10 protein-coding genes and 1 tRNA gene are annotated in these 13,509 nt (G+C 70.5%); 4 read left to right on the forward strand and 7 right to left on the reverse strand.

The window, feature by feature from the left end:
- Positions 1–79 precede the first annotated feature (79 nt).
- The 6 genes from pknB to ACWEEU_RS02705 form a co-directional block, all read right to left on the reverse strand.
- Positions 80–2,071 (reverse strand): Stk1 family PASTA domain-containing Ser/Thr kinase, encoded by a 1,992-nt coding sequence (gene pknB / locus ACWEEU_RS02680; RefSeq protein WP_385739105.1) that lies wholly within the window; start codon positions 2,069–2,071, stop codon positions 80–82.
- Between the two features lie 170 nt (positions 2,072–2,241).
- Positions 2,242–3,717 (reverse strand): peptidoglycan D,D-transpeptidase FtsI family protein, encoded by a 1,476-nt coding sequence (locus tag ACWEEU_RS02685; RefSeq protein WP_385739102.1) that lies wholly within the window; start codon positions 3,715–3,717, stop codon positions 2,242–2,244.
- Between the two features lie 187 nt (positions 3,718–3,904).
- Positions 3,905–5,380: an FtsW/RodA/SpoVE family cell cycle protein gene (locus ACWEEU_RS02690; RefSeq protein WP_385739099.1), complete on the reverse strand. Its 1,476-nt coding sequence runs from the start codon at positions 5,378–5,380 to the stop codon at positions 3,905–3,907.
- A 27-nt stretch (positions 5,381–5,407) separates the two neighbouring features.
- Positions 5,408–6,982, reverse strand: a complete 1,575-nt coding sequence (locus ACWEEU_RS02695) for a Stp1/IreP family PP2C-type Ser/Thr phosphatase (RefSeq protein WP_451727714.1) — start codon at positions 6,980–6,982, stop codon at positions 5,408–5,410.
- Positions 6,983–7,066: 84 nt separating this feature from the next.
- The gene (locus ACWEEU_RS02700) at positions 7,067–7,603 is read right to left on the reverse strand and encodes an FHA domain-containing protein FhaB/FipA (protein WP_199581567.1); all 537 of its coding nucleotides are present in this window, start codon (positions 7,601–7,603) and stop codon (positions 7,067–7,069) included.
- Positions 7,604–7,613: 10 nt separating this feature from the next.
- Positions 7,614–8,462, reverse strand: coding sequence for an FhaA domain-containing protein (locus tag ACWEEU_RS02705; RefSeq protein WP_385739092.1), 849 nt, complete (start codon positions 8,460–8,462; stop codon positions 7,614–7,616).
- Between the two features lie 495 nt (positions 8,463–8,957).
- Here ACWEEU_RS02705 and ACWEEU_RS02710 point away from each other — a divergent pair.
- Positions 8,958–9,044: transfer RNA gene (locus tag ACWEEU_RS02710), tRNA-Leu, on the forward strand.
- A gap of 211 nt (positions 9,045–9,255) precedes the next feature.
- Here the strand turns inward: ACWEEU_RS02710 and ACWEEU_RS02715 are convergent.
- Positions 9,256–9,789, reverse strand: a complete 534-nt coding sequence (locus ACWEEU_RS02715; protein WP_451727719.1) for a PadR family transcriptional regulator — start codon at positions 9,787–9,789, stop codon at positions 9,256–9,258.
- Between the two features lie 131 nt (positions 9,790–9,920).
- Between ACWEEU_RS02715 and ACWEEU_RS02720 the strand changes: the two genes are divergently transcribed.
- The 3 genes from ACWEEU_RS02720 to ACWEEU_RS02730 all read left to right on the forward strand — a co-directional run bounded on the left by ACWEEU_RS02720 (position 9,921) and on the right by ACWEEU_RS02730 (position 13,502).
- A complete protein-coding gene (locus ACWEEU_RS02720) occupies positions 9,921–11,369 on the forward strand; it encodes an MATE family efflux transporter (RefSeq protein WP_451727722.1) in 1,449 nt (482 codons plus the stop codon).
- 194 nt (positions 11,370–11,563) lie between these two features.
- A complete protein-coding gene (locus ACWEEU_RS02725) occupies positions 11,564–13,000 on the forward strand; it encodes a DUF2252 domain-containing protein (protein WP_451727725.1) in 1,437 nt (478 codons plus the stop codon).
- A gap of 37 nt (positions 13,001–13,037) precedes the next feature.
- Positions 13,038–13,502: a hypothetical protein gene (locus tag ACWEEU_RS02730; protein WP_385739080.1), complete on the forward strand. Its 465-nt coding sequence runs from the start codon at positions 13,038–13,040 to the stop codon at positions 13,500–13,502.
- The last annotated feature ends 7 nt before the right edge of the window (positions 13,503–13,509 follow it).

Genomic DNA, 13,509 nt, shown 5'->3' on the forward strand with positions numbered 1-13,509 from the left:
GCGGGTGAGGGCACGAGTGCGGAAAGCACCAGGCCCCCGGCACCGTGCGGTGTCGGGGGCCTGGAGCGGGCGGGGCGGGTCAGCCGTCCGTGCCGCCGAAGATGTTCGGGAAGCCGCCGTTGTTGCCGTTGCCACCCTGCTTCACGGTCTGCACCGTGATGTTGTCGCCCTTCTTGACCGGGTTGCCCACGCCCGGGTTGGAGCCGACCACGGTGGCGTCGTCGTCCTGGTTGCCCTGGACGGTGACCTGGAGGCCGAGGCCCTGGAGCTGCTGGCGGACATCCTTGAGCGGGCGGTTGCGGATCTCGGGCAGGGTGAAGGGCTGGTCGTCCTGCGCCTTGCCGACGGTGATCGCGACCGGCGTGTTCTTGTTGACCTGCTGGTTCGCGGGCGGGTTGGTGCCCGTCACCTTGCCGTTCTGGTTCGGGTCGGAGACCGGGGACTCGGTGCAGTTGTCGTTCGGGGCGAGACCCGCTTCCCGCAGAGCCTTCTTCGCGTCGTCGCAGCTCTTGCCGGTGACGTCCGGGACCGTGACCTTCTCCGCCGCCTTGGCGACGACCAGGGTGATCGTCGATCCCTTCTGGACGCGCTTGCCGTCCACCGGGTCCTGGTCGAGCACCTGGTCGGGGGTCTCGGTGCTGACCCGGGTGTCCTTCTTGACCGTGAACTTGTAGTCGTCGCCCTCCAGCTTCTGGCGGGCGTCGTCGAAGGAGAGACCGATCACGCTGGGTACGGTGACCTTGGGGGCACCCGTGGAGACGACCAGGGCGAGGGTGTCGCCCTTCTTGACCTTCGTGCCGGCCTTCGGGCTCTGCGAGCAGACGTTGCCCTTGGGCTGGTCCTCGCAGGGTTTGCGTTCGGCGGTGACCTTCAGACCGACGTTGTCGGCCTGTTGCCTGGCGTCCGACGCGTACTTGACGCCCACGAGGTTGGGCGCACCGAAGGGCTTGTCCGCCGGGTCGCCGCCGAACGCGTACATGCCGATCAGGATGGCGCCGACCAGCACCAGCACACCGGCGACCACGAGCAGGATCGTCGAGGTGTTGTTGCTCTTCTTCGGCTGGCGCCGCCGGTCGGGCCGGTCGTCGTAGCCGTAGCCGCCGTCGTCCGGGGACATCGGCGGAAGCATCGTCGTCGCCCCGGCCGGTTCGGCGCGCATCGCCGTGGTGGCCTGGGAGTCGGGGTAGCCGCCGTAACCGACCGCGCCCATGGCGGCGGTGGCGCCGACCGGCTGGCCATCGAGGCACGCCTCGATGTCCTGGCGCATCTCGTCGGCCGACTGGTAGCGGTAGTTCGGGTCCTTGACCAGCGCCTTGAGGACGATTGCGTCCATCTCGGGGGTGATCTCGGGGTCGAACACGCTGGGCGGCTGCGGTTCCTCGCGGACGTGCTGGTAGGCCACGGCCACGGGCGAGTCGCCGACGAAGGGAGGACGGACGGTCAGCAGTTCGTAGAGCAGACAGCCGGTGGAGTAGAGGTCCGAGCGGGCGTCGACCTGCTCGCCCTTGGCCTGCTCCGGCGAGAGGTACTGCGCGGTGCCGATGACGGCGGCGGTCTGGGTCATCGTCATACCGGCGTCGCCCATGGCGCGTGCGATGCCGAAGTCCATGACCTTGACCTGGCCGTTGCGCGTCAGCATGACGTTGGCCGGCTTGATGTCACGGTGGACGATGCCGTTGCGGTGGGCGTACTCCAGACCCTGGAGGATGCCGATCGTCATCTCCATGGAGCGTTCCGGCAGCAGCTTGCGGCCGGAGTGCAGCAGCTCACGGAGAGTGGAGCCGTCGACGTACTCCATGACGATGTACGGGATCGAGACCCCGTCGATGTAGTCCTCGCCCGTGTCGTAGACCGCGACGATCGCGGGATGGTTGAGCGAGGCGGCCGACTGGGCCTCCCGGCGGAACCGGGCCTGGAAGGACGGGTCGCGCGCGAGATCGGCGCGGAGCGTCTTCACTGCCACCGTGCGGCCGAGGCGAGTGTCATGCGCGAGGTAGACCTCGGCCATGCCACCGCGGCCGAGCACATGGCCCAGCTCGTACCGGCCGCCGAGGCGACGCGGCTCTTCCATAGCTACCTACCAGCCCTCTCCGTCGGTCCCGGCCTGCACGTGTGTGCGGCCGGAGGCTGCCGTCCGGGCCCTACCGTACCCGTCCCGCTCTGTGTGGCCTGGCCAAGCCGGTAACCCGATACCGGACCGGTATCGCAACGTGCACCGTTGTGAAGGTGACGTGATCGGGCTCACTTCTTGGAACTGATGACCGCCTGCATGACGCTCTTCGCGATAGGGGCGGCCAGGCCGCCGCCGGAGATGTCGTCACGGTTGGCGTTGTCGTCCTCGATGACCACCGCGACCGCGACCGGGGAGCTGTTGTCGGGGAGCTTGGCGAAGGAGATGAACCACGCGTACGGGTTCTCGCTGTTCTCCACACCGTGCTGCGCGGTACCGGTCTTGCCGCCGACGGTGGCCCCGTCGATCAACGCCTTGGTGCCCGTGCCCGACTTGACCACGGTCTCCATCATCGACTGCAGGATCTGCGCGTTCTGCGCCGTCAGCGGGCGGCTCAGCTCCTTCGGCTCGGTCTTCTCGATCGGGTCGAGGTTGGAGGACTGCAGCTCGTCCACCATGTACGGCTTCATCAGCTTGCCGTCGTTGGCGACCGCCGAGGCGACCATGGCCATCTGCAGCGGGGTAGCCGCGGTGTTGTACTGGCCGATGGAGGACAGCGCGGTCTGCGAGTCGTTCATCTTGTCCGAGAACACCGAGGCGTTGGAGCGGACCGGGACGAACTGCTCGGAGTCGAAGCCGAACTTCTTGGCCTCGGCGAGCATCTTGTCGTTGCCGAGGTCGGCGCCGATCTTGCCGAAGACGCTGTTGCAGGACACGCGGAGCGCCTCACGCATCGTCGCGTTCTCGCAGGGCAGGTTGCCCTCGTTCTTCAGCTCGGTCTGCGTGCCGGGCATGACCCAGGGCAGCGGCGAGTTCGTCTTCTGGTCGGCCGAGGAGTACAGACCGTTCTGCAGCGCGGCCGCCGCGGTGACCACCTTGAAGGTGGAGCCCGGCGGATAGGTCTCGCGCAGCGCCCGGTTGAGCATCGGGTCCGAGGAGTCGTTCTTCTTCTGCAGCTTCTGCCAGGCGGCCGAGTCGCTGTTGCGGTCGCCCGAGAAGGAGGACGGGTCGTACGACGGGTAGGAGGCCAGCGCGAGGATCTTGCCGGTCGAGGGCTCCAGCGCGACCACGGCACCCTTGCCGCCCTGGGCCTTCAGACCGCTGTACGCGGCCTTCTGCGCGGCGGCGTTGAGCGTGGTGACGACGTTGCCGCCCTGCTTCGGCTTGCCCGTGATCATGTCGAGGGTGTTGCGGAAGAAGAGCCGGTCGTCGTTGCCGGTGAGAATCCCGTCGTTGATCTTTTCGAGCTGGCTGCTGTCGAACGCCTGGGAGGAGTAGCCGGTGACCGGCGCCCACATGGGCCCGTTCTTGTACGTGCGCTTGTACTTGTAGTCGCCGGCCTTGGTCTCGACGGATCCCGTTATCGGGTTGCCGTCCACGATGATGTCGCCGCGCGGGTAGGCGTAACGCTCGATGGCGACGCGGCGGTTGTCGGGGTCCGTGCGCAGCTTGTCGGCCTGGGCGTACTGGAGCCAGTTGTCGCGGATCAGCAGTGCCAGGACGAGGAGTCCGCAGAAGATCGCGATTCGGCGCAGGGGCTTGTTCACGTCCGGCCTTTCCACAAGCTAACAGGGGCGCCTGTTGCTTCAGTCTCTCGGTGTCGCTGGTGCTGGCGCTCGTCCTCGGCCGCCCACAGTCTAGGGGCACCGGCTGTGTGCCCCGGCTGGCCCGTGACGGTCGTACGGCGGCGCAGCGGGCACCTGAGGGCCGCCGCACCGCCGTGGTCGCGGGCGCTCACGCTTCGGCGGCGGGTCCGTTGTCGCCGGGCCGGACGATCTGGGTCATCTCGGCGTCGGGACTGGCGGCAGGGGCGGGCGCGGGGCGGCGGGCCGTGTCGCTGATGCGAATGAGAATGGCGATGAGCGCCCAGTTGGCGATGACGGACGAACCGCCGTAGGCGAGGAACGGCATCGTCATACCGGTCAGCGGGATGAGACCCATCACACCGCCGGCGACGACGAACACCTGGAGGGCGAAGGCGCCGGACAGGCCCACCGCGAGCATCTTGCCGAAGGGGTCGCGGGCGGCAAGGGCGGTGCGCACACCGCGCTCGACGATCAGGCCGTAGACCAGCAGGATCGCCATGATGCCCGCCAGGCCCAGCTCCTCGCCGAAGGTGGCGAGGATGAAGTCGGAGTTGGCGGCGAAGCGGATCAGCTCGGAGTGGCCCTGCCCCCAGCCGGTGCCGAGGGTGCCGCCGGAGCCGAACGCCCACAGGGCCTGCTGCAGCTGGTCGGAGTGGGGAATGCCGTCGTGCGTGATCGTGCGGCTGAGCCTGTACTCGCGCATCGGGTCGAGCCAGGCCTGCACACGGGTCTGGACGTGTGGCTCGAAGGTGGCCACGCCGACGGCGCCGGCCGCGGACATCAGCAGACCGAACACGATCCAGCTGGTCCGCTCGGTGGCGACGTACAGCATGATCACGAACATGCCGAAGAACAGCAGCGAGGTACCGAGGTCGGTCTCGAAGACCAGGATCAGGATCGAGATGAACCAGACGACCAGGATCGGGCCGAGGTCGCGGCCACGCGGCAGGTAGAGGCCCATGAAGCGGCGGCTGGCGAGCGCGAGCGCGTCCCGCTTGACCATCAGATAGCCGGCGAAGAAGACCGCGAGCGCGATCTTGGCGAACTCACCGGGCTGGATGGTGAAGCTGCCGATCTTGATCCAGATCTTGGCGCCGTAGGTCAGGTCGGCGCCGAGTCCGGGCACCAGCGGGAGCAGCAGCAGGACCAGCGCCGCCGCCATGGAGATGTAGGTGTACCGCTGCAGCGTGCGGTGTTCCTTGAGGAAGATCAGCACGACGGCGAACAGGACGATGCCCAGCGCGGTGTAGACGAGCTGGTTGGTCGCCTTGCCGCCCGCCTGGCCGATGGACTGCAGCAGCTTCGACTGGTCCAGGCGCCAGATGCAGACCAGGCCGAGCCCGTTGAGCAGGGTGGCCAGCGGCAGCAGCAGCGGGTCGGCGTACGGCGCGAACTTCCGGACGACGAGGTGGGCGACGCCGGCCAGCAGGCCGAGGCCCAGGCCGTAGCCGAGCAGGCCGGCGGGGACCTCGTCGTTCAGGGCCAGGCCCACGTTGGCGTAGGCGAACACCGGGATGACCACGGCGAAGATCAGCAGGGCCAGCTCGGTGTTCCGACGGCTCGGTGCGCCGATGGAGCCGATCGTGGACGTCTGGTGCGTCGGCGTGTTGGTAGTACTGCTCATCGTGTGACGGGGCCTCTCACGGCTTGCCTACTGCTTGCCGCACTGATCGACGACCTTCTGCTCATCCTTGGAGAGGCTCGGGCCGGGCCGGGGCGTGGCGGTTGCGGTCGGGGACTTCGAGGGCGACGCGGTGGACGACTGGGCCGATCCCGACGGGTTCGGGGTCGGGGAGCCCGTGGCCGAGAAGGAGGTGCGGGTGGCGGTGGTGGTGCCGCCCGTCGCCGAATCCCGGCCCGTCTTGTCGCTCTCGCTCCCGGCGGCCGCGCGTTCGGCCTGCTTGCGGCAGGCCGACGCCTGGAGCGCGAGAGCGTCGATCTTGGTGCGGGCCTGCTCGAGGCCGCCCGCCGCGATCGTGTTCTTGACCTGCTTCTGCTGATACGTCGGCAGGTACTTGAGTTCGATCTCGGGGTGGTCCTTCTCGACCTTCGAGAGGGAGACCCAGGCCAGGTTCTGGCTGATGCCCCGGTAGAGGGCGACGTGCTTGCCGTTGATGCCGACGTAGTACTGCGTCTGGGTCCAGCGGTAGCCGCCGTAGACGCCGCCGCCGATCACCGCGAGGGCGAGGGCGCTGTAGAACGTGCGCTTGAGCCACCGGCGGCCCTTGCGGGGCTTGACGAAGTCGTCGTCGGTGTAGTTCTCGCCCTCGTAGTCCCCGCCGGAGCCGCCGTACTCTCCGCCGCCGCCCTGGCCGCGGCCCTGGCGGCCGAGCCCGGAGGCGCGCCCCGCCGGGGTCTGCATGATGCCGTTGTCGTGCAGGTGGAGCTGGTTCTCGGCGACGGCGCCGACCACCACGGGGGTGTCGGAGAGCTGGCCGGCGAGGGTGTCGCCGGTGTCCAGGTCGAGGACGTCGGCGACGATCACGGTGATGTTGTCGGGGCCGCCGCCGCGCAGCGCGAGCTGGATCAGCTCCTGCACGGTCTCCTGCGGGCCCTGGTAGCTGGCGAGGGTCTCCTCCATCGTCTGGTGGGAGACGACGCCGGAGAGGCCGTCGGAGCAGATCAGATAGCGGTCACCGGCGCGGACCTCGCGGACCGAGAGGTCGGGCTCCACGTGGTCGCCGCTGCCCAGCGCGCGCATCAGCAGGGAGCGCTGCGGGTGGGTGGTGGCCTCTTCCTCGGTGATCCGGCCCTCGTCGACCAGGCGCTGCACCCAGGTGTGGTCCTGCGTGATCTGGGTGAGCATCCCGTCGCGCAGCAGGTAGGCGCGCGAGTCGCCGACGTGCACCAGGCCGAGGCGCTGGCCGGTCCACAGCAGGGCGGTCAGCGTGGTCCCCATGCCTTCGAGCTGGGGGTCCTCCTCGACCATGCTGCGGAGCTGGTCGTTGGCGTACTGCACGGCCTGGCCGAGGGAGGTGAGCAGGTCGGAGCCGGGCACGTCGTCGTCGAGGGTGACCAGGGTGGAGATCACCTCGGAGGACGCGACCTCGCCGGCCGCCTGGCCGCCCATGCCGTCGGCGATGGCGAGCAGGCGCGGACCGGCGTAACCGGAGTCCTCGTTGCCTTCCCGGATCATGCCCTTGTGCGATCCGGCGGCGAAGCGCAGTGACAGACTCATGCGCACCTCGCCCGTCGGCTCCGGGTACAGCCGGTCGTGTCGAGCCACACTGCCCACCCTCCGGTCGGGAGCGCGCCGGGGACCGGGGTGAGGTCCGCCGTTGCGTGCTCGCTCCGCTCGCTCATTGTCGTACTACTTCCGCAGCTCGATGACGGTCTTGCCGATGCGGATCGGCGCTCCCAGCGAAATCGGCGTGGGCGTCGTCAGCCGGGACCGGTCCAGGTATGTGCCGTTGGTGGAGCCGAGGTCCTCGACGATCCACTGACCGTCGCGGTCCGGGTAGATCCTGGCATGTCTGCTGGAGGCGTAGTCGTCGTCCAGCACGATCGTGGAGTCGTGGGCGCGGCCCAGGGTGATGGTCTGTCCCTGGAGGGCGACGGTGGTGCCGGTCAGCGTGCCCTCGGTCACGACGAGCTTGCTGGGTGCGTTGCGCCGCTGGCGGCCGCCGCCGCTCTGCTGGGCCCGGCGGCCTTGCTGGGCGCGCTGCTGCGGGGGCGCGGCCTGCTGTCGGGCGGCCTGCTGCGGGCGGGCCGCTTCCCGGCGCGCACCGCGCTGGGTGACGCGCGTACCGAACAGATCGCTGCGGATGACCTGCACGGCCACGATCACGAACAGCCACAGTACGGCCAGGAAACCCAGCCGCATGACCGTGAGGGTCAGCTCTGACATTGCCCCCGCTTCACCCTTCGGCTTGCCTATAGATAACGGTGGTGCTGCCCACGACGATCCGCGAGCCGTCGCGGAGCGTAGCGCGGGTGGTGTGCTGCCCGTCCACCACGATGCCGTTGGTGGAGCCGAGATCCTGGATCGTCGAGGGCGTTCCGGTCCGGATCTCGCAGTGCCGGCGGGAGACGCCGGGGTCGTCGATCCGCACGTCGGCCTCGGTGCTGCGGCCGAGCACGAGGGTCGCGCGGGAGATCTGGTGGCGGGTGCCGTTGATCTCGATCCAGTAGCGGGTCTGGCCGCCGCCCATGGGGGCGGCCGCGGGCCGCTGGGTGGCGGGCTGCGGGTAACCGTAGCCCCCGGGCCGGGCGCCGGGGGGCGGCGCGGACGGCATGGGCGGGGCGGCGGCGGGCGGGTAGCCGTAGCCGCCCTGGGGGCCGGCCGGGGGCTGGCCGCCGGGCTGCGGTCCTCCGGGCGCCTGCTGGCTGCTGGAGGAGGCCAGGGTGCGGCTGCGCACCCGGTACAGACCGGTGTCGAGGTCTTCGGCCTTCTCCAGGTTGACCTTGATCGGGCCCATGAAGGTGTAGCGCTGCTGCTTGGCGTAGTCGCGCACCATGCCGGCCAGCTCGTCGCCGAGCTGCCCGGAGTAGGGGCTGAGGCGCTCGAAGTCGGGTGTGCTCAGTTCCACGATGAAGTCGTTGGGCACGACCGTGCGGTCGCGGTTCCAGATCGTGGCGTTGTTGTCGCACTCGCGCTGGAGCGCGCCGGCGATCTCCACCGGCTGGACCTCGGACTTGAACACCTTGGCGAAGGTGCCGTTGACCAGACCTTCGAGACGCTGCTCGAACTTCTTCAGGACTCCCACGGGGCACCTCCTCCGTCGCTGCCGTACTGCTTGCCGTGCTTGGTACCGCCGCTTGGCCCGTACCTCTTACTGATCGTATCTACGCGCCCGGCAATCAGCCGGTTCCCCCAGCCGCCCCCTTCGAACTCCTTGAGGCAAGGATCGTAGAGGCGGCTCGGCTCCAGTGTCCCGCACGTGGCGGTGAGCCCGGTCCCCCTGTGGATAAGACGGGCCGGACCGGTACGAGGTTGATACCTGAACAAGGCATCTCCGTGCGGGAAGGCCGGCCCGGGCGGGACGGGGGAGCCGGTGCGGGCGTGCGGGAGGCGGGGCGTCAGGTCGTGCCGGGCGGGGCGGAAGGGAACGCGTGTGCCCCAGTGAGGGACAGGTGCGCTGGTGAGGGGTGGTGGAGGGGGCTGCGGGAAGGGATGTGAATCCACCCCGGACGGCGTGCTAATGTTCTCGATGTCGGAAGGGGCCAGCCCGAAAGGGCCGGAAACGGAAGACACACCCAATGCGCGGGTGGCGGAATAGGCAGACGCGCTGGATTCAGGTTCCAGTGCCCGAAAGGGCGTGGGGGTTCAACTCCCCCCTCGCGCACCATCCAATGGGCGGCATCGTGAAAACGGTGCCGCCCATTGTCGTGTCCGGGGCCGGTGGTGACGCCGCCTCGGATCGTGCCGGGGTGTCGCGGGTCACGTCCGTTCGATTCCGGCCGCTTCGGGTGACTTCGCGTGGCGCCCCGCGGGGTGCCGCTGCGCAGGGCTTCTGTGAGTAAGGTCTCAGGACCGCGGGCGCCTTCTTCGATGCGCCCTCAGGGGAGCTTCTTCTCCAGTTCGCGGAGTGTTTCCTCCAGCCATGCCCGTTCCGCCTGCTGGGCCGCGCGCGCCATGATCAGCATTCCTCTGCGGTACGGGTCCTCCTCGTCCTTGATGCGCACCGGCTGTCCGGCGCGGGTGAAGAAGCCGGCCGGCGCGGTCAGGAAGTCGAGTCGGCGGCGCAGGACGGCGGCCCGGCGGGCCGGTTCCGGGACCTGGCCGAGGAAGGCGAGCAGGGTGAAGAAGGCGCCGCCGTCCGTGATCTCGGTCTCCTTGGGCTCGGTCAGCCTGCGCAGCAGCTCGGCCCGGCCGGAGGGCGTGATCCGCAGCACCTGCCGGGTGGGCGCGTTCTCGCCCGGCTCTGCCCGGCGTTCGACGTGCCCGGCCTGGCGGAGGCGGTTGACGGCAGGGTAGAGCGCGCCGTCGCTGACCGGGCGGTTGTGGCCGATCAGGTCGGAGATGCGGCGGCGCAACTCGTAGGCGTGCAGAGGGCGTTCCGCCAGGAAGCCGAGGATCGAGAGGGTCAGCACGGGGGTCCTTCGCGGGAGGTTCGGGCGTCTCTCAGTGTGGGCTACCTCTATTCGAGTGTCACTAATCGAGGTAGCCTCCGGGGCGCCCGGGATCAACTGGGCCGTTTTCCGGTGAGGTTGGGGGAGTTCTGGTGCGGTTCGGGGGATCGGGGCCGGTCGTCGTGCGCGAGGACGGTGCGGCGGTGGAGCCGGGCGGGGCGGACGTGCTCGGTCCGGCGGAGGCGCGGCGGGCGCTGCTCGGGCTGGGGCTGCCGGTCTACTGCGAGTTGCTGTCCGGAGTGGTCGTGGGCGTCGTGGACACGCTCTGGGTGGCGCGCCTCGGCGGGGCGGCGGTCGGTGCGGTGGCCGCCGCGGGGACGCTGGAGAACCTGCTGCTCGGGGTGATCCTCATGGCCGGCACCGGCGTCACCATGGTGCTCGCGGACGCGGCCGGGGCTCGGAGATTGGCCGAAATTCCACCCGTGATCAAGGCGGCCGGTGTGCTGTGGCTGGTCGTCACGGGCGTGGTCGCCGGGACCGGGTTCCTCTTCCGCGGCGAGGTGGCGGGGCTGTTGGTGGGTGGGGGCTCCGGTGAAGTCGGACACCTGGTCTCGGAGTTCCTCGCCGTCTCCTTTCCGGGGCTCGCCGTCTTCTTCGCGCAGAACGTCGTGGACGGGATCTTCAAGGGGCTCGGGGACACCAGGACGCCGATGCGGACCGCGCTGGTCGCCAACGGGTGCGTGCTGCTCCTGGACCCGTTGCTGATCTACGGGGTGGGGGCGCTGCCCGCGCTGGGGGTGCGTGGGGCGGCGCTGGGGACGGTTCTCGGGCGGGCGGTCGCTCTCGGGGTCAGCCTGGTGCTGCTGTGGCGGAGGCGGGGTGTGGTGCTGGGGGCGGACGCGGGGCGCGGCGCGGGGTCAGGTGCGGAAATGGGCTGGACCGTGGCGCTGCGTCGCGTTCTGGGCGTCGGGCTGCCCGCGTCCGGGGACTTCGTGCTGCGCATGGGGATCGGGGCGGCCCTGCTGGGCATGGTCGCGCGGTTCGGCGAGGACCCGCTCGCCGCCTACGGCATCGGAACCAAGGTGATCCTCTTCGTCACCATGGCGTTCTACGCCCTGCGCCAGGCGGGCGGCATCCTCACGGCCCGGGCGCGGGGCGCGGGGCAGCTGGCCGACCGGGTGATCGCGGTGCAGAGCGGGCTGCTCGCCGTGCTGGTGGGGGCGGGCGCGGGGCTGGTGCTCGCGCTCTGCGGGCGCCTGGTCGTGGGGTTCTTCACGAGCGCGGACGGAGTCGTCGATTCCGGCTCCGTGCTGCTGTGGTTCCTGCTGCCGTATCTGGTGGCGCTCGCCGGGGTCGTCGGGCCGGGCGGGGTGTTCATGGGCGGCGGGCGTGCTCAGGCGCTGCTGTGGGTGACGGCGGTGGGTGCCTGTGTGCAGCTCCCGTTGGCTCACTGGCTGAGTTCCGTGGACGGGCTGGGGGTGCGCGGGGTGTGGCTGTCGATGAGCCTCGGTACGGGGGTGCAGTGGGGGACGACGGTGCTGATGTTCCGGACGTGGGTGCGACCACGGGGTGGCTCCGCCGGAGGTGAGAGGGGCGCGTGACGGGAGGGCGTGACGCGAAGTCCGTTGGCGGGTCGGCGGGTTCGTTCCGGTCGGGACAGGTCCGTGTCCACAACCGACGAGTTGTCCACAGGGTCTGACGCGATCACGTCGCCGCATGTACGGTCTGCACGAGTTGATGTTCGAAGCGCTCGTGTGGGAGCGCGAAAGAGCGGTGTGCGGGGGAGGTGGCCGGGGTGACCGGAGCGGGTGCGGACGTGGTGTCCGGGCCGGACGGCGAGGAGACCGTGGCCCGGCTGCCCCGGGTACGCGGCTTCGCCCAGTGGCCGCCGAGCGGTTCGGCCAAGGCCGAGGGCAAGGCGCTGCGCGAGCGGGTGCCGCGCGAGGCCCACCGCGCGCTGGAGATCGGCCCGACGCGTCCGGACGCCGTCGACGCCGTGGTGGAGTCCAACGCGGGCCGGATCGCCGGGCTGACGCCGATCCGGGTGGGCCGGATGGCCGCGACACCGTTCGCCTTCCTGCGCGGCTCGGCCGGGCTCATGGCGTACGACCTGGCGCGCACCCCCGTCACCGGGATCGGCGCCCAGATATGCGGCGACGCCCACGCGGCCAACTTCGGTCTGTACGGCGACGCCAGGGGCGGCCTGGTCATCGACCTCAACGACTTCGACGAGACGGTGCACGGCCCCTGGGAGTGGGACCTGAAGCGGCTCGCCACCTCGCTGGTGCTGGCCGGGCGCGAGGCGGGTGCCGACGAGGACACCTGCCGTGCCGCCGCCCGGGACGCCGTGGGCGCCTACCGGCGCACCATGCGCCTGCTGGCCAGGCTGCCCGCGCTGGACGCCTGGAACGCCATCGCGGACGAGGAGCTGGTCTCCCACACCGACGCCCACGACCTGCTCGGCACCCTGGAGCGGGTCGCGGAGAAGGCGCGGGCCAACACCAGCGGCCGGTTCGCCGCCAAGTCGACCGAGGAGACGCCCGAGGGCGGCCGCCGCTTCGTGGACGCTCCCCCGGTGCTGCGCCGCGTCCCGGACACCGAGGCCGCCGCCGTCGCCGGTTCCCTGGAGCCCTATCTGACGACGCTCTCGGAGGACCGGCTCCCGCTGCTGGCCCGGCACACCGTGCACGACGTGGCCTTCCGCGTGGTCGGCACGGGCAGCGTGGGCACCCGCTCCTATGTCGTCCTGCTCCTCGACCACCGCGGCGAGCCGCTCGTCCTCCAGGTCAAGGAGGCCCGCCCCTCGGCGCTGCTCCCGCATCTGCCCGAGGCCGGTTTCCCGGTGACGCCGGTGGAGCACGAGGGGCGGCGCGTGGTGCTCGGCCAGAAGCGGATGCAGGTCGTCAGCGACATCCTGCTGGGCTGGACGACGGTCGACGAACGCCCCTTCCAGGTACGGCAGTTCCGCAACCGCAAGGGCAGCGTCGATCCGGCCGCGCTCGCCGCCGACCAGCTCGACGACTACGGCCGCATGACCGGCGCCCTGCTGGCCCGCGCCCACTCCCACAGCGCCGACCCGCGCGTGATCGCCGGTTACTGCGGCAAGAACGAGGAGCTGGACGAGGCCGTCGCCGCCTTCTCCGTCGCCTACGCCGACCTCACCGAGGCCGACCACGCGCGGCTGCTGTCCGCGGTGCGGTCCGGGCGGATCGCGGCGGAAGCGGGAGTGTGATCGCCGATGCCGGGCAGCCGGGGGCCGGGGTGATGACGTGAAGTACGTCGAACTGAGCGGGGGCGCCGGCGAGGAGCCGGTGTCCGCCGACGCGCGGCCCTATCTGGCCAGGCTGCCGGGTATCGCGGCCGGACTGCCGCCGGGCGCCCGCGCGTTCGCGACCGACCCCGCGCACTACGACCCCGGGGACAGACGCTGTGTCAGCGACCTCCTGCCCGCCCGGGTGCGCCGCACCGGCGACGGCGACGTGGAGATCCGCTTCCGCCACAACTGCTTCCGCCACGACGAGGACCTGGTCGTCCGTTACAAGGGCGTCTCCCGCTTCCAGTCGGACGTCCTCGGTGTCTGCGACCCCGCCTCCCTCGGCGACGTGATCCTCGACGAGATCCTGCCGCGCCCCGGCGGCTGCACCCATGAACTGGCCTGCCGCCCCGGCACCCTGGTGGTCGCCTGCCGTGACCTGGAGGCGGAGTGGGTGCCCGCGGCCTGCCCGGAGGGCTGAGGCGGGC

The sequence above is a fragment of the Streptomyces sp. NPDC005004 genome (assembly GCF_053600675.1).